A 17,660-nucleotide genomic window follows, 5' to 3' on the forward strand; every position below is an offset into this window, starting at 1 on the left:
GCTAACCGTCATCACAAAAATAATAACCCAATGTTCATCAAAAAAATACTTTTAACCGGATTTGCTGCCGCGGCGATGGTAACCGCGCGTGCACAAATCACCCCAATGATCTTTACCATAGCCGCAGATAAAATTAAGGCGCACATCGAGCCCAATATGTACGGGATCTTTTTTGAGGATATCAATATGGCGGCAGACGGCGGGGTATATGCCGAACTTGTAAAGAACCGTTCATTTGAGTTTAACTCGCCTTTAGCTGCGTGGACAGAGCGGCTAAAAGGCGGCGGCAAAGGCAGTATCGAGGTGGTTGACCGCACCGCCGAACGGCCTGAAAACGCGCATATCATTAAGGTAAATGTAAACGCCACGACTGGGTATTTCGGATTGTCGAATGAGGGTTTCCGGGGTATGGGCATTAAAAAGGATGAGCGTTACAGTTTTTCAGTAAATGCACGCAAGCCCGGTACAGGCCCTATAACCATGCTGATAGAGTTGCACAACGCCAAAGGCGCGGTGATAGGCACCGGTCGCCTAACGCCGACTGCCACCCAATGGAAAAAGTACGCTGTTAAATTTACCGCTACCGCAACGGAAGATAAAGCATCGTTATATGTTTGGCTAAAAGGAACAGGCGCGATTGACCTGGATATGATCTCGCTGTTCCCGGAGCATACCTGGAAGAATCGCCCGGCAGGATTACGCGCCGACCTGGTGCAGAAACTGGCCGATATGAAACCCGGTTTTTTACGTTTCCCCGGTGGATGTATCGTAGAGGGCCGCGACCTGGCTAACCGATACCAATGGAAAAAGAGCATTGGCGATATTGATAAACGCGAGACCATCATCAACCGCTGGAACATGGAATTTAAACATCGCCCAACGCCCGATTATTACCAAACCTTTGGGTTGGGTTTTATGGAATATTTTATGACGGCCGAGGATATCGGTGCCTCGCCGCTGCCCATTTTAAATTGTGGGATGGCTTGCCAGTTCAATACCGGGCAACTGGTACCGGTTGATCAGTTAGACCCCTATGTACAGGATGCCCTGGACCTGATAGAATTTGCCAACGGCGGCCCTGATACCAAATGGGGTAAACTGCGTACAGACTTAGGCCACCCAAAGCCCTTTAATTTAAAAATGATGGGTGTGGGTAACGAGCAATGGGGCGAGCAATACATTGAACGCTGGAAAATTTTCACCAAAGCAATAAAAGATAAGTATCCCTACATCAAGATCATATCCAGCGTTGGGCCGTTTGCCGCCGGCGAGGAGTTTACCCGGTTGGATAAATTTTTTAGAGCGCAGCATGCCGACATTTTGGACGAGCACTATTACCAATCGCCTAAATGGTTCTTTGATAACGCTAAACGATACGATAACTATGACCGTAACGGCCCCAAGATATTTGCTGGTGAATATGCAGCGCAAAGCGTTGGTGGTGGCAGCCCCGAAAATAAAAACAACTGGGACTGCGCCTTATCTGAGGCAGCCTTTATGACCGGACTGGAACGCAATGCCGATGTAGTGCACATGGCATCATATGCCCCGCTTTTTGCCCACGTAGATGCCTGGCAGTGGCGGCCCGATCTGATTTGGTTCGATAACCTGAGGTCGTACGGCTCGCCGAGTTATTATGTACAGCAGTTGTTTTCGCTAAATAAGGGGACAGATGTAGTGCCGCTTTTACAAAAAGGCGAAATGGTAAGCGGGAAGGATGGTTATTATGCCACAGCCAGTATTGATAAAGGCACCAACGAACTGATCATCAAATTTGTGAACAGCGGGGCGACTGCGCAGCCGGTAAAATTTAATATCGAGGGCGGGAAGAGTTATGGAAAAACGGCGACAGTTATAACCCTGCGCAGTGCAGATAAAGCTGCCGAAAACTCTTTAGCTGCACCAACGGCCATAAGCCCGGTAAAAAGCTTGATTAACGTTGATGGAAAAGCAGTAAACGTTACTGTAGAACCCCTAACTTTTAAAGTGATCAGGCTGAAAGCGGTTGGAATGTAAAAGAATAAAAAAGGGAATTGAAACTTTAAGTTTTCAATTCCCTTTACAATTATCAAGTTCAGGCTTTATGATGGTGCCTAATGTACCGCAAATGGCATCTTAATTCTTTCATCTGCCGAATTACTGCCTAACAGCAATTGATAACTACCCGGATAAAGTTTCCAGCTGTGGGTTTTAAGATTCCATTTTTGCAGTTCTGTCAAAGGGATCTTTAAATTAACGGTGCCGTCCTGGCCCTTTTTTAAACTGATGCGCTTAAAAGCCTTCATTTCTTTCACAGGCACCCTATCCATATTTGGGTATTTAATATAAGCCTGTACTACCTCATCGCCATCAAAGTTGCCTGTGTTTTTGATATTTACGCTTACGCTAACTGTGTCTTTTTGCGTATAGGACTTCACCGGGAGGGCAGGTGCCTCATAAGCGAAACTGGTGTAACTTAACCCAAAGCCGAAAGGATACTGTACCGGCTTATTAAAGTAACGGTAAGTACGGTCTTTCATGCTGTAACTGGTGTACAGGGGCAGATCGTTAACCGAATTGTAAAAGGTAAGCGGTAAATGGCCGGATGGACTTACCTTTCCTAAAACAATATCAGCCAATGCATTGCCGCCTTGCTCGCCGGGGTACCAGGCAAATATAATGGCGTCGGCATAGGGCTCAATTGCAGCTACATCCACATCGCTACCCGCTGTGATAACCGCGATGATAGGTTTTTTAACGCCTTTTCTTAATGCCTTCATAAAAGCGATCTCGCTTGCAGGCAGGCTCAAATTCTTTTTATCGCCACCATTTTCTGATAAAAAAGCATCACCGGCCTCTCCCTCTAAAACCGGCGATAAACCTATTACGGCAATGGTCAAATCGGCATTTCCGGCACCCCATATACCGCCAAAATGGGTAGTGTCACGGTAATCGCAGCCCATATCATATTCAACCCGGGTCGATTTATCTACCGCGGCAGTTATACCTTCCACAAAGTTCACTACCTTACTGCTTACCCCGTGGTAACTACCTACCATGGCGTCTAACGATGCCGCGTTGGGGCCGAGGACCATAACGCTGGAGAAGCTGTTTTCTTTTAGTGGGAGCAAGTTATTACTGTTCTTAAGCAGCACCATACTTTGCTGTGCCGCTTTGCGGGCCAGGTCGATATGTTGCGTATTGTGAACGCTATCAGCACCGTAGCTATAGTACGGGCTTTTAGCGGCATCGTCAAAAAAGCCCAGTTTGAATTGTGTTTTTAAAACATGGCCAAGTGCCACGTCCACCTCTTTCTCCGTCAATAACTTTTGCTGTACAGCCTTAATTACGTCATTTTGCAAAACGGACGAACAGTCCAGGTCTATACCCGCCTTTATTGCGGCAGCTGCGGCTTGTACTGCCGTAGGGATGGTTTTATGGGTAGAAAATACATCGTCGAGTGCGCCGCAGTCGGTTACGACGTGGCCTTTAAAGCCCCATTCTTTGCGTAACACATCGGCCACTAACGATTTATTGACTGAGTTGGGTACGCCATTAACCCGGTTGTAAGCCGTCATGATCGACTCGACCCCTGAGTTAACCAAGGCATGAAAAGCATACAGGTAGGTTTCGCGCAGGTCTTTTTCATCAACAATAGCATCAAAATAATCGCGGGTGGCTTCGGGGCCGCTGTGGGCGACAAAGTGTTTAGCCGCTGCAGCTGTTTTTAAGTAAGCAGGATCTGTCCCTTGCAGGCCCTTTACAAATGCCGTACCGATGTGCGCTGTTAAAAAAGGATCTTCTCCGTAAGTTTCCTGGCCGCGGCCCCAGCGCGGGTCCCTGAAAATATTGATATTAGGTGTCCAGAAGGTTAGGCCCATGTATTGTAAACGCCTGTCGCGCGCTACAGATAAATTATATTTGGCACGCGCCTCGGTAGATATAACGTTAGATACGGATTGGATCAAGTCTTCATTAAATGTAGCAGCCAGCGCAATGGCTTGGGGAAAAATGGTAGCTTCGCCAGCCCTGGCTACACCGTGCAAACCTTCGTTCCACCAGTTGTAGGCGGGGATGCCCAAACGCGGCACCGCCTTGCTGCGATAGCCCAGTAAGGATACTTTCTCGGCCAGCGTCAATTCGGCTACCAATTGCTTTACACGTGTATCTATAGGTTGCGTGGCATCCCCGAATGATTTTTTTTGAGCGGATACAGGTTGCTGGTTAATCAGTAACAACCCCAGCAGGATTATGAAAGTTAAATTGCCGATAGAATATTTCATTTTTAGAATTAATGTTTTATTGTTGATAAGTAAGATGCTCTATTGTTTTTTTAACGGCCTGATACCCGCCGCTTTAATTTTTGCGATGATACCGCTTGCCACCAGTTTACCTTGTATATTACCCTTTTCTATACTCTCGATATAGTGGATGCCACCGTAAAGGCGCGACATGGATGCCTCGGCGGCTGCCTGCCGGAACGATTTAAAATCGCGCTGGCTACTGCCGAATGGAATTTCTGTGTTATCTGTGTAGGCGAAATTGTCGCCCAATAAGTAAGTCAGCAATTCTGCAGATGCGTTTGAAATTACGGCATGGCCGCTGGTATATTCCGGGAAGGGCGGGGTTTGCAATACCGGCTGCCATTTAACATCCATGTAACGGTTAATAAAAGTTTCGGGCCTTATGCGGTTGCTGGTGAACTTTTCTTCCCAACAGCTGATAAAGGCATCCATGATGGTTACGCCCTCCAGTGTAATCACTTGTACCGACTGATCAAAATTTAAGCCCGCCTGTTTCGCAACCAGTCCGGCTATGTGCATCCAATGCCCGCCTGGGCTGATCTTTTTATAACCAATAGCCATATGGCCCGACGTGGTGATGGCAAACGGGTTACAATCCCAAAACAAAGCCATATTGATCTGTTCGGGTGTTAAGTTTTTGGATACATTATAAACCTGCTTTACCTGTTTGTAAAACGCCGAAGAGGTGTCTTTACTAAAGGGGATGAACGGTGCGGGTTTATATTGCTGTGCAGAATCTATCACCAGGGTGCGGATAGTTTTCCAGTTAGGCTCAACGGCTTCTAAATATGCAGGTGGGGTAGGGTACCACTTGCTTTCGTCTTTTAAAGGTGTGTAGCGTTTTAAGGCGCTCAATCTGCTATAATTGTCGCCCTTTGAGTACCTGACGATATCTGCCGACGCATCTTCGGCCACTTTAACGGATTGCGTGATGAGCGATTGCTTGACCCCTGTTTTTAACAAAAGCTGAATGAAGGCATCCTCATCGTCCTTCAGCATAAAACCTGAGGGTAATAGTAATTTGGCCGTTTCTAAAATGCTGTAATAAGCCGCAATTTTATAATCGTATTTCGATTTAACCGTATCTAATCCGTTGCCTGGTTTATAACTTTTTATGAAAGAATTTAATGCCGGGATGCTTTTGTTATTTGTGTTGACAATATTATAGGCGCCTAACATGCAATAGGCGTAATAACGTGCTGCTACAGGCGGGCTGGTAACATCGTGCACCATTACCATTGTTACAGCATTTACCGCATGATCCGGCTGTAAATAATCGGGGTATGCCTTTGAGGCTTTCTGCGCGAAACTATTAACCGTAGTAAGGCAACCTGTTAAAAGCAATAATTTAAAGAGCTTACTCATTGCTTGTAAAATTGTAAAGGCCCGTCATTAGTGCCGATTAGAAGATAATTTATGCTACCGATCTTTATTTCAAGGGCCGATTTAATATCGCCCGTTACCGAAAGGCCGGATATAGATTGACTTTGATAGCTGAACCCCCCTTTACCATCGCCTTTTAAAAGGCAGCCGTAATTAGCATCCATACTGCCTAATTTTAAGCGGTTATCTGATTTATTACCTAATAGCAGTAAGTCTGTTTTGCCATCATGATCAAAATCACTGATCAGGATCTGGGTAACCGGTGCAAACTGCGCCTGGATAGGAAGATCAGCAGCAATAAACTTGTTGTTTTTGTTTAAATAAACCGTTGTTTTGGTGTCGTTAACGGTAAGCTTGGCTGCTTTAGCCAATTCCTCTGCGCCAAAAATATCAGTCACCGTAGCATCCGAATACATTTTGTAAGAGTTGAATTTGCGGCGCATGGGATAGATTTGTTCGTTCAATTCGTCGCGGCTTACAAAAGGATAACTTTTGCCCTGTACATAAAAGTTAAAGAAGGGATCGATAGAACCATTCTTATCCAGATCGGCAAAATACATCTCACCGGGTTCTTTATCAGTGATATGCATTTGTGTATTTGAACCCATGTTGCCGGCAATCAGGTCGGGTTTACCGTCACCATTTACATCTGCAAAAGTTATTTTATACCAAAACCCTTTTGCCGGGTTTTCAAAGTAATCAGCCGTCTGATCTTTAAACCCACCGATGGTATTAATTAATATCGTTACCGGCATAAATTCCCCGCAAATCACCAAATCTTTTCGTTTATCGCCGTTCAGATCTATCCACTGGGCATCGGTTACCATGCCAATTGCACTGAACGGTACGGCTACCTTGGTAAACACACCTTTACCATCATTTACCAATAAATAACTTTCGGGGGCCAAGGGGTACTGGCCGGGAATTACCCTTCCGCCGACAAAAAGGTCGATATCTCCATCGCCGTCATAATCACAAGGCTTTACACATGCTTTGCTGCTTGCATTTACAACGGGCAGGGCAGTAGGGTCAAATACAAAGCGGCCGTTACCTTCGTTCAGGTACAATTCGTCCTGCAAAAAGGGGGTGTTAGGTTCATAAAGTGAATACCCTCCTTTAGCTACGTACAGATCGGGCTTACCATCGCCATTGGCATCAAAAAATGCAGCTGCCGAGGTGGTGCCAACCGTTTCTTTGTTGAAGCCGATCAAATCGGTCACCTTAAATTTTGATCCGGCTTGCTGAATATATAGTTTGCCAGGGCTATCGCTATCTCCGCTGATGAAAAGATCTTCCAACCCGTCGGCATTTACATCCTCCTTGACGATGACAGGTGCCGTGCTCGAATACATGGAGAGCATTAGCAACTGCCGCTTAAAATCATTAATTGTTAACAGTTCGGGCTGGAAATTAATAGCCGCATTGGCTTTTGTAAACACTGTTTTTAACGGTTTAGATATAGGTTTGGCTGCTGTTTCTGTAGCCGTTTGCTCAACAGTTAGCAATTGATTTGTTTTAACGGAAAGTAATAACCGAGATGTTTGATCCGGCCAGATGATCTTCACAGAGTCGATGGTTTTTTTATCACCTAAACCAAAATTTAATGTGGTTGATACTCCGGATAAGTAACCTCTGTTCGGGTTAACTTCCTGATACTGTAAAATACCTGACGTATACACGGTTACTTTAGCGCCTATGGCATTGGTGTTTTTGCCTTTGCCCTTTAGTTTTACGGCCAGGTAAGATGTATTATTAGCTTCGCGACTGGTGTTTTGATAAATGAATGCGGGCTGATTAATATTGTTCACCACCAGATCAAGGTCGCCGTCATTATCCATATCGGCATAGACTGCTCCGTTCGAGACACTTTGCTGGTTTAAACCCCAATCCTGTTGTTTATTGGTAAAGGTAAGATCGTGATTGTTGCGGTAAACGTAGTTGGGTAACGCGGTTGATGGCATGGCCATCACCAGATCCATTAAAAGGAATGGTTCGCGCGCCATGGCCTTTTTGATCTTGTAGTCGCCCCAGTAGCGTAAAAAATCTTTGTTGGTGTAATCCCTTAAATAACCGTTGCTGATAAAAATGTCTTTGTAACCGTCGTTATCCAAATCGGCTATAAGAGGGCACCAGCTCCAGTCGGTGTTCGATACACCTGCCAGTTGGCCAATCTCGCTGAAAGTGCCATCGCCATTGTTTAACTGCAGCATATTGCGCATGTGTTGTTTATACAATCCCTGCGATTGCATGAGGGCGAAGGACTCGTAGTTTTCTTCCAGTTGCAGCGACTTTTGTCTGTGGTTATCTTCGGGCAGCATATCAAGGGTCATGATATCGGGCAGTCCGTCGTTATTAAAATCGGCAATATCAACCCCCATCGAGAAATGCGACATGTGCCTTAGCATTTCCTTTGAGCGCTCGGCAAATTTGCCATCGTGCGTATTGATGTAGATATAATCGGGTTCGTTATAGTCGTTTGTTACGTAAATGTCGGGCCAGCCATCATTATTGATGTCGGCTATGGCAACGCCTAAACCGAAGGTTAAGGGGTTTTGAACAATGCCGGCTGTTTTTGATACATCGATAAAGTGGCCATTGTCATTTCTAAAAAGTTTATTGCTTGCCAGCTGGTCGGTTTCATTTTTATACCGGGCAAGCTCCATGTTGTCAATTTTTTTGATGTTGTGGTTTAGCAGGAACATGTCCAGATCGCCATCATTATCATAATCAAAAAAAGCAGCCTGAGTGCTGTATCCGGGGTCGGCAAGGCCGTAGGCTTTAGCCTCGTCCTTAAATTTATTATTGCCTTTGTTGATGAAAAGCTGGTTACTGCGGGTGGCGTTATCTGTGCGGCCCGAGTAGCAGATATAAATATCTAAAAGACCATCGCCGTTAACATCAGCCATGGTAACGCCTGTTTTCCAGGCATTTGGTCGCCCTGCCATGTCCGGGCTGGCTTCTGTAGTAATATCTTTAAATTTTAGTCCCCCAAGGTTTAGATATAATTTATTGGGTTTCATGTTGGCTGTGAACATCAGGTCCTGCAGGCCATCGTTATTAATGTCGCCCACGGCAACACCGCCGCCATTGTAAAAGTATTCGTACGATAGTACGTTCAGTGATTCGTTCTCAACAATATCATTGCTGAAATTAACACCGGTTTGTTTGCCATCCAATAATTTGAAAAGCGTTTGCTGCGCTTTAACTTTTCCGGCAAAAAAAGGACAAAGAAAACTAATTATTAATGCCTTAAATAAATTTTTAAACGGGAAGTAATTAATTAAAGGCATAAGCTTTTTGTTGGTACTTATGAAATGTAGGATAATTATCAGAAGGGGAAGTTACGATAAGTAAAAATGAATAAGGAGACAAATTGTCTCCTTATTCATTTAAGTTGTAGGATTATTTATCCCAGTAAACCCTGGCGGTAAAGATATCACCACCTGTAAGTTTTGCTACAGCAGCAGCATAATTTACGGGGTTTGTTGACGGTACACCAAGTGGATAAGGGTTCCTTCTTGGAATAGAACCATCTGTAAACTGGCCAATGTATTTAACAGGTGTTAAAACGGGGAAGCCTGATCTTCTCCAGTTAGCCCATGTTTCATTAAAATTAAACGTGGTTGACGTTACTACAAAATACTCCATGTTGATTTGCTGTAAAGCAGTAGCAGCTACTAAGGGGTGTGTTGCAACGTAAGCGGTAATGCTTGTTGTTGGTACGGTACCTGCAGCGTTAAACTGGGCGATAGATTGCATATCTGCAGTTAATGCATTTGCGTAGTGAGTAGCAGCTGAACCTGTGTTCCAGCCCCTGGTTGCCGCTTCTGCCAATAGCAGTTCGCTTTCGCCATAAGTATACAGCATGTTAATACGGCTACGATCATCATATACTGCAAAACGCGGGCGTGAGTATTTACCAACCGGTGCTGCAACATCGCCTGCAACGGCAGCGTTAGCAGGTGAGGTGCCCGGGTAACCCGGTGCCTTAGAGATATCAGTAGTACCACCTTTAAGGTCGTAACCGTTTGGCATGCCAACTTGTAAAGCATAAGTGTTATCGCCTGCCGCACGTACTTCATTAGCAGCCTTACCTGTTCCTGAAGCAATTTCTGCGACTGCGCTAACACGAGGGTCGGTATTTGATTTCATATAGCTGATCAAAGTATTTGACCATCTTACTTCCCTGAAATCGTCAGTAACCAATAACGCGTTCACGTCACTGTTGCTGTTACCGTTAGCCTCATCTGCCTTTACTTTTGCATTATCATCAATTGACGACATAGTACCGCCTGCAAATGCTTTTTCGGCATATTTTTGGGCAGTAGCAGGGTCAACCTTGGTTAAACGCATTGCTGCCTTTAACATTAAAGAATAGCCCAGTTTTTTCCATTGTGCAATGTTACCATTATAGAAAAGATCTGATGATGGTACATCTTTAGAAGCATCTAAAGCCGCAGTAGCTGTTTCCAGCTGGCTAAGCATAGAAGTGTATATCGCTTGCTGGCTATCAAAAACTGGAGTGGTAACGCCTGTTTTTGCCTGGCCTTCCTGAGAGAAAGGTATATCGCCATAAGCATCAGTGATCCGTTGCAAGATCATTATGCGCATAATGGTACCTACGTTATCCAGGTTGGAAAATCCAGCCTTACCCTTGATCAGATTTTTCATTTCGTCTACTAAGGTAGATGCGCCATAGCTGGTATTCCAGGTGCGCTCTAAATAACCACGTCCGCTACCAGCGTAAATATATTTATCACCGTTACCATAGTAATCATAAGTACAGGCTAATGACTGCGACCACATACTTTGAAAAAGTAATTGATCGTACCCGCTGTTAGAAAACTTGATCTGTGATTGCGCTAACAAAAAATTTGGAGGAAATATATCCGCATTAACCTTATTAGGGTTAGTATTTATCGCATCAAAGTTTTTTGTACAACCCGCTATAAAGGTAGCGCCTGCAATAAGGCAACTATATATAAGTCGTTTTTTCATCTTTGTTATTTTTTAAATTTAAAGTTCACATTTAATCCATAAGTCCTTACGGCTGGTACACTTGTACCTTCTATACCAGCATAGTTGATGCCCGGTGCAAAGTTTGATTCCGGATCAATGTTGTCAGTGTGTTTCATAATAGTCCATAAGTTACGGGCCACTAATGATACGGTTATAGAATTAAATGGTGTACGGTTGATACTTGCTTTTGGTATAGCATAACCTAATGTTACCTGGCGTAGTTTAATAAAGCTACCATCAAGTACGTTTAATGCAGATATGTTACGTGCCAAAGCCTGGTAATAAGTTTGAGCAGGTACATTAACTGTATTCGGCGCACCGGCTTCGTTTACACCTACACCAACCACACCGGTTTCGCGGCCCGGCAGGGTAGATTTGTTTAAACCGCGGAAGATACTGTAGTAGTTGGTTGCTGATAAAACCTTGTTGCCATAACGGTAATCGATCAGGAAGCTAAAGTTGAAGTTCTTGTAGCTGAAATCGTTATTAAAACCACCATAAAATTTAGGTATAACGCTACCCATTGCCTTACGATCTGTTGCCTTTGGGAGACCCTGTGCATCAAAAATGATCTGGCCTTGCGCATTACGCAGGTAATCATTAGCAAGGATCTGAGGGCCTGCCATACCAACCACAAAAGCAGTTGTTGCATTAAGCGGGCGATAAGTACCTAAGCCAATATTAGCATTATTGGCATCTGTAGACAGAACTTTGTTATTTACGTAAGTAAAGTTAAAAGAAGAGGTCCAATTAAAATCACTGCTTCTAACAGGCGAACCGTGTATTTCAACCTCTAAACCTCTGTTTTGCGTTGAACCTGTTGGTACAAAATAGCTGGTGTAACCGCTGGAGATATCAAGTGATCCGTTTAAGATTTCCTTTTTCGTCTTCTTGTCAAAATACGTTACATCCAATCCAATGCGATCGTTCAGAAATTTTAATGAAGTACCAACTTCAAACTCCGTAAGAGTATACGGTTTCAGGAATAAGTTCGGTAATGATGTATCAAAACTACCGGCGCTTACTCCGTTAATGGTGTTGTTAACATTATAGTATACCCTGTTGGTATATGGATTTGCTCCTGCGCTTGTTTTAGCGAACGAAACCCTTAATTTACCAAGATCTAATCCATTAATATGGGTTAATTCAGAGAAGATGAAACTACCTGAAACAGATGGAGAAAATATGCCATTGCCAATATCACTACCAATACTTGTGTAGGCATCATAACGGCCAGATGTACTTAAAACTAAGAAGTTCTTAATGCTGAAGTCGGCTGTATAGTAAGCGGAGTTCACTTGTTGTTTAGAAACTCCTTGATTACCTGCATCTCTTGTTCTGCCGTTAGACAGATCATAGAAATAAGGGATAATAAAGTTGTTGGCATTGATAAATGTACCTGATGCATCACTTTTACGAATGTTACCACCAACAGATAGATCAAGGTTTAGCAAATCTTTTACGATATCATGCTTCGCTCCGATCAAAACGTCAGAGTTAAATTCAGTAATTGCAGTTGTTTGGGTTTGCATACTGCCATTACTGCTATTAAACGCGGTACCAGTTGGGGTAATAGCCAGGCGGGTATCATGAATTTTGTCATAACCCACGCGGCCCTGAACGTAAGCCCATGGGGTTAAGCTGTATTTAGCAGATACCGATGATATTAAACGCTCCCTGCTGGTGTTGGTTACAAAGTTGTAAGCAGCAAAGTAAGGGTTGGTAACATAAATATCATCTGTAAATGATTGCTCGGTACCATTGGTCTTAGTGCCCGGTGCTAATATGCTCTGGCCTTCGTTAGGTGCTAAAAACTGTACGTTGTTAGGGTTACCCGGGCCATCACTTAAACCTGAACGGTTTTTAGCGTTATCTAAAATGTAGTTAGCTACCAGGTTTATATCCAGGTTTTTAATTACAGTTTGTGAACCGTTAAAGTTGAATGTTTTTCTGTTTAAACCGCTGTTTGGAGTAATAGCGTGGTTGTTCAGATCTGACAATGATAAACGGAATGCACCGGTTTCGTTACCGCCGGTTAATGATACCGTGTTGGTAAAGGTGTTACCGGTTTTGTAAAATTTAGTATAGTCATCGCTGGTTTTTGAGTAAGCATAACTGTTACCGTCAAACTGTATCACCTGCGATCCGTCTAATTTTGCACCCCAGGCCAGGTTGCCAGAACTTAAGGCACCGGCAGCTGTTGTAGGTTTAGCACCGTTTAAGCCTTGGCCATATGTGGTTTGAAAATCGGTGTTGTCATAAACCTTGTCTGCCTGGTAGTTGGTATTGTATTCAACACCAAAGCCTGAATTCTTTTTGCCTGATTTGGTAGTTATCAAAATAACACCGTTAACAGCACGTGTACCATATAACGCAGATGCAGACTGGCCTTTTAAAACAGTCATGGTTTCAATGTCATCAGGGTTGATGTTAGAGATACCATCACCAAAGTCGGCACCACCCCACTCGCCAGACTGGCCTCGTTGGGTGTTATCCATTGGTACGCCGTTGATTACAAATAGCGGGCCCTGTGTAGTACCTAAGCTGGTAACACCGCGTAACAAGATACGTGCTGATGAACCAGGGCCACCGTTTGTACCGCTTACGCTTAAACCTGCAACACGGCCTTGTAATGATAAGGCAACGTTGGTTTCTTTCGCTGTATTTAAAAGGTCGCCTTTTACAGTAGTTACCGAGTAGCCTAATTTCCTTTCGTCTTTTTTGATACCTAATGCTGTAACAACAACCTCGTTAAGGCCTTTGCTCGAAGCTACCAGGGATACGTTGATAACCGATTTACCGGCTACCGTAACTTCCTGGCTTTCAAAACCGATGTAAGAAAATACGATTGTGCCATTTTCAGGTACGTTGATAGAATAGTTACCGTTTTGATCTGTTACGGTACCTGCACTGGTGCCTTTAACTTTAACGGTTACACCCGGTGCTGCCATTCCTTTATCATCAACAACTTTACCGCTCACAACCGCAAAGTTGATCACCTCATCTTTAGATGTGATCACGATCAGGTTGTTCTCTAACTGTGTAAATGTAAAATCAGACCCTGCCAATAACTTTTTAAGCACGGAAGAAACCTCTTCATTATCAGCCTTGAAGTTGATTTTTTTTGAAGCAGGGATCTTGCTTTCACTAAAAACAAAGTGATAGCTGGTCTGTTTTTGAATTGCAGTTATAACCTTATTAAAATCTGTCGATTTCAAATTAAGTGTAACCTTTTGTTGCGAGTAAACGTTAGCTACAGATTGTAGGCTAAACATTACTGTTAAAATAAATGTTAATTTCATTATTAATATAGACTTTAGTAGCCAATATTTATCCTTTACACCCTTTGGGTGTTTAAAATAATTCATACTTTTATTAAGTTAAAGTTGATTGATTAAAATGCAATTTTCTGTTCCAGAGATTATTGCGTGATTAACTAACAGTTTTTTGTGAGCGGGGATTACCACGGGTAGTCTCCGTTTTTTTTGTAGAGTCGTTGTCTTTATTTCATAGGCTCAGTTTAAATTAATGGGGTCAGTAATATATGCAGTTCCGTTTTTTAGCTTGTAATCAAAAGGCTCTATCATTTGCAGCGCCTTGAAAGCCTGCAGCATGGTTTCTTTTTCAAAAACACCGGTAAAATGATAATCTTGTGCCCTGTCGTTTTTAAATTTGATTTTTACGCCGTACCATCTTTCCATTTTCCTGGCTAGGGCTTCAAAGGGCTCATCCTTAAAAATGAGTTTGTTATTAACCCATGATGTTTCAACAACGGTGGTATCGTTAGTTTTGAAGTACGTTAAATTAGTAAGTGAATAGCTGGTGTTAATGCTATCCATTTTTGCTTTGGCTAAAGGTGTTCTTACCCTGTGCTTTATTAAATGCGTACTTTTTAAAATAAGCTTTTCATTGGGTTTCAAAATTATCCTGTCAGATGGCCGGTCGGTAAGGGTTACCTCAATGGCCCCTCTTATCAAAGTTGTTTCGCTTGTAACATCGTTAGGATACGATTTAATATTAAATGCAGTACCTAATACCTTAACTCTCATTTGGCCTGTATGTACAATAAAGGGATGTTTGTGATCTTTTGCGACATCAAAATAAGCCTCGCCGTTTAAATAAACTTCCCTTGTTTTGCCTGTAAAGGACAGCGGGTATTTTAAGGTGGTTTCTGAATTTAGGGTTACTACGGAGCCATCACTTAATGTTATTTTTGATTTCATGCGGCTTGGTGTTGCAGTAAGATCAAGCTTGGCTGTTGTATTAGCTTTTTCATTTAAGTTTGCTGCATAAAAAAGCGCCGCACAACTCACGCCAGCCACCAATACCGCTGCTATGGTTTTAAGAAAGAAATAAAACCGCCTGTATTTTGGCTCTTCTTTTATTGCAACTTCGGCAGGCTCGAGAATAGTTATTTTGGTGAGGATGTTTTCAAACATAGCGTTTGAATTAGAATATTTTTCCTGTTCCTGCACCCAGTAACTTTTAAAAAATTCGTACTGTTTCCTGAAATCTTCGTCACTCTTAAGCAGGTCATTAAACATTACCTGCTCGCCGGCGTTAAGCTCGTCAGATAGCTTTTTGGTAAGAAGTTCTATGAATGCGTCGTTAACCATTAGGGCTTAAATAGCTTGGGTTTTTATACAGGACAACTTCTTTTTGAAAATTGCCTACAAGCATTTAAAAAAAAGTTAAAAACTGATAAACATTAAACTTCGTGCAGATCGTTATTCAATGGTTTGTTAAGGCGCTTGCCGGGTAACTGGTGCCCATTAAGTATAATACTCAGTTTTTTAATAGCCCTGAATAGTTGGGTTTGCACAGTTCTTGGCGAAATATTTAAAATTTCGGCAACTTCCTTGTATTTCATGCCATCCTCTTTAATGAGCCTGAAAATGATACAGGCCTGGTTAGGCAACGATGAGATGGCTTTGTCTAATAAAAAATTCAGTTCTTTACGTTCCAGTTCCCGTTGAGGGTCAAACGTGTCTATAAACTCAATTTGGTTAGAAGATTCGATCTCCACCAGATGGATGCTGCTGAATTTTTTAAGGTAGTTGAGCGATTGGTTTTTTACCGCTACAAACAGGTAAGTTTCGGGATTGGAAATATCAAGTAAGCTTTTTCTTGATTCCCAACATTTGATGAACACGCCCGACACGATATCTTCTGCTGCTTCTTTTTGTTTGATATAGTAAATACAAAACTTTATAAGCCGGGTGTTTAGTGTATGAAAAAGCGTTTCAAACGCTTTCAGATCATCATCTAAACATATTTGCCTCCATAAATCTGCCGCGGTTGGTCTGTTTATATTCAAAAGTTTAAATATTAATTGTGTGCCTGACAATTCATTCGCAATGTAACAATTACGTAACATAAATAGCGATTTTATTTAACTTTCGCAAAAAAAGATTTAAACACGCAAAAGATTTTAAATTTTTTTAAATAGTTTGTAGGCAAATTCCCTTTCAAGATTGTCATAACTATGAATGGAAGTCGTTAAATTTCTAACAAAAATCCCTATGAAAAAACTCGCATTGGTTTTGGTTCTGCAATTAAGCTTAACCTGTTTATTTGCTCAGGTGCATCAAATGTCTAAGGGCTACGTTGTTCCGGAGGATACGCTGGTGCAGCAAAAGATAAAAAAATGGGAAGACCTTAAGTTCGGCCTGTTCATGCATTGGGGTACTTACAGCGAATGGGGCGTAGTAGAAAGCTGGAGCATTTGCCCGGAGGATGAAGGATGGACGCAGCGAAAAGGTCCCTATGGCGCTACCTATTCCGGATATAAAAAGGCTTATGAAAATTTACAAACCACTTTTAACCCTACCAAATTTAACCCCGATAAATGGGTAAGGGCCGCAAAGGATGCCGGGATGAAATATGTGGTGTTTACCACCAAGCACCACGATGGTTTCAGCATGTTTGATACTAAGCAGACCGATTACAAAATTACCAGCCCAAAAACACCTTTTTCTGCTAACCCTAAAAGCAACGTAACCAAAGAGATCTTCAAAGCTTTCTCTAAAGAAAATTTCATGATAGGGGCCTATTTCTCTAAACCCGATTGGCATTCTGAGAACTACTGGTGGCCATACTTCCCGCCGAAGGATAGGAACGTTAATTACGACCCTGCCAAACACCCGGAGCAATGGCAAAAGTTTAAAGATTTCACTTACAACCAGATCAGTGAGTTAATGACCGATTACGGTAAGGTAGATATACTTTGGATGGACGGCGGTTGGGTGAGGCCCAAAAGCACGATAGACACGGCAGTCGACTGGCAAAAAGCGATCACCTTTAACCAGGATATCGATATGCCTAAAATAGCCGCTATGGCACGTAAAAAACAACCCGGTTTAATAATGGTTGATCGCACTGTTGCCGGGCAATACGAAAACTACACCACGCCTGAACAGCAGGTACCGGCCGCATCGCTCGATCATCCCTGGGAGAGCTGCATCACCATGGGTAATTCATGGAGCTACGTTCCCGGCGATAAGTACAAATCAGCTAATGAGATCATCTCCCTGTTAGTTAAGATCGTATCGCGCGGTGGTAATTTGCTCATGAACATTGGCCCGGGCCCTGATGGCGACTGGGACCCTGTTGCCTATAGCCGTTTACAACAAATTGGTAAATGGATAAAAATAAACGGCGAAGGTATTTACCGTTCAGCCGCTGTTGCCCCTTATTCAGAAAATAATATTTATTACACCAAATCGGTTAAAAACAACGCTACCTACGCTTTCTTCACGTCCGATAAAGAAAGCCTGACTTTACCGGCAACCATCACCTTGCATCTGAACGATAAGGCTAAGGTTAAAAAGATCAGCCTGCTGGGCATTAACAAAAAATTAAAATGGACTGCCGACAAAGCGGGTACTGTTGTTATTCAGAACTCGCCGGGAACATTAACGCAAAGCGGTTTGTTAAATGCCGCCGTTTATAAAATTAAATACTAATAACACACTA

Annotated in this window: 9 protein-coding genes; 2 read left to right on the forward strand and 7 right to left on the reverse strand. The window is 42.9% G+C overall.

The window, feature by feature from the left end:
• Nucleotides 1-30: 30 nt before the first annotated feature.
• Entirely contained in the window at nt 31-2,016 is a 1,986-nt protein-coding gene (locus tag IDJ76_RS09695) for an alpha-L-arabinofuranosidase C-terminal domain-containing protein (RefSeq protein WP_224746270.1), read from the forward strand.
• Between the two features lie 77 nt (nt 2,017-2,093).
• Here IDJ76_RS09695 and IDJ76_RS09700 read toward each other — a convergent pair whose 3' ends face one another.
• From IDJ76_RS09700 to IDJ76_RS09730, 7 genes are all read right to left on the reverse strand, one after another.
• Nucleotides 2,094-4,262, reverse strand: a complete 2,169-nt coding sequence (locus tag IDJ76_RS09700) for a glycoside hydrolase family 3 protein (protein WP_191163100.1) — start codon at nt 4,260-4,262, stop codon at nt 2,094-2,096.
• Between the two features lie 39 nt (nt 4,263-4,301).
• Nucleotides 4,302-5,648 carry a vanadium-dependent haloperoxidase gene (locus IDJ76_RS09705; RefSeq protein ID WP_191163101.1) on the reverse strand — a complete coding sequence of 449 codons (1,347 nt, stop codon included), beginning with the start codon at nt 5,646-5,648 and terminating at the stop codon, nt 4,302-4,304.
• Nucleotides 5,645-8,956, reverse strand: a complete 3,312-nt coding sequence (locus IDJ76_RS09710) for a VCBS repeat-containing protein (protein ID WP_191163102.1) — start codon at nt 8,954-8,956, stop codon at nt 5,645-5,647. Before IDJ76_RS09710 ends, IDJ76_RS09705 begins: the two co-directional genes overlap by 4 nt.
• 112 nt (nt 8,957-9,068) lie before the next feature.
• Complete coding sequence (locus IDJ76_RS09715) at nt 9,069-10,664, reverse strand: SusD/RagB family nutrient-binding outer membrane lipoprotein (protein ID WP_191163103.1); 1,596 nt, start codon at nt 10,662-10,664, stop codon at nt 9,069-9,071.
• A gap of 5 nt (nt 10,665-10,669) precedes the next feature.
• A complete protein-coding gene (locus IDJ76_RS09720; protein ID WP_191163104.1) occupies nt 10,670-13,960 on the reverse strand; it encodes a SusC/RagA family TonB-linked outer membrane protein in 3,291 nt (1,096 codons plus the stop codon).
• A 240-nt stretch (nt 13,961-14,200) separates the two neighbouring features.
• Entirely contained in the window at nt 14,201-15,301 is a 1,101-nt protein-coding gene (locus tag IDJ76_RS09725) for a FecR family protein (protein WP_191163105.1), read from the reverse strand.
• Nucleotides 15,302-15,393: 92 nt separating this feature from the next.
• Nucleotides 15,394-16,002: an RNA polymerase sigma-70 factor gene (locus IDJ76_RS09730; protein WP_191163106.1), complete on the reverse strand. Its 609-nt coding sequence runs from the start codon at nt 16,000-16,002 to the stop codon at nt 15,394-15,396.
• A 205-nt stretch (nt 16,003-16,207) separates the two neighbouring features.
• Between IDJ76_RS09730 and IDJ76_RS09735 the strand changes: the two genes are divergently transcribed.
• Complete coding sequence (locus IDJ76_RS09735) at nt 16,208-17,650, forward strand: alpha-L-fucosidase (protein WP_191163107.1); 1,443 nt, start codon at nt 16,208-16,210, stop codon at nt 17,648-17,650.
• Nucleotides 17,651-17,660: the final 10 nt, after the last annotated feature.

Origin of the sequence: Mucilaginibacter glaciei (genome assembly GCF_014773245.1) — a bacterium.
In the GTDB taxonomy this organism is placed as follows: Bacteria; Bacteroidota; Bacteroidia; order Sphingobacteriales; family Sphingobacteriaceae; genus Mucilaginibacter; species Mucilaginibacter glaciei.

Coding starts and splice junctions, on each gene's coding strand:
- IDJ76_RS09695 (WP_224746270.1), top strand. CDS start 31: ATGTTCATCAAAAAAATACTTTTAACCGGATTTGCTGCCGCGGCGATG.
- IDJ76_RS09700 (WP_191163100.1), bottom strand. CDS start 4,262: ATGAAATATTCTATCGGCAATTTAACTTTCATAATCCTGCTGGGGTTG.
- IDJ76_RS09705 (WP_191163101.1), bottom strand. CDS start 5,648: ATGAGTAAGCTCTTTAAATTATTGCTTTTAACAGGTTGCCTTACTACG.
- IDJ76_RS09710 (WP_191163102.1), bottom strand. CDS start 8,956: ATGCCTTTAATTAATTACTTCCCGTTTAAAAATTTATTTAAGGCATTA.
- IDJ76_RS09715 (WP_191163103.1), bottom strand. CDS start 10,664: ATGAAAAAACGACTTATATATAGTTGCCTTATTGCAGGCGCTACCTTT.
- IDJ76_RS09720 (WP_191163104.1), bottom strand. CDS start 13,960: ATGTTTAGCCTACAATCTGTAGCTAACGTTTACTCGCAACAAAAGGTT.
- IDJ76_RS09725 (WP_191163105.1), bottom strand. CDS start 15,301: ATGGTTAACGACGCATTCATAGAACTTCTTACCAAAAAGCTATCTGAC.
- IDJ76_RS09735 (WP_191163107.1), top strand. CDS start 16,208: ATGAAAAAACTCGCATTGGTTTTGGTTCTGCAATTAAGCTTAACCTGT.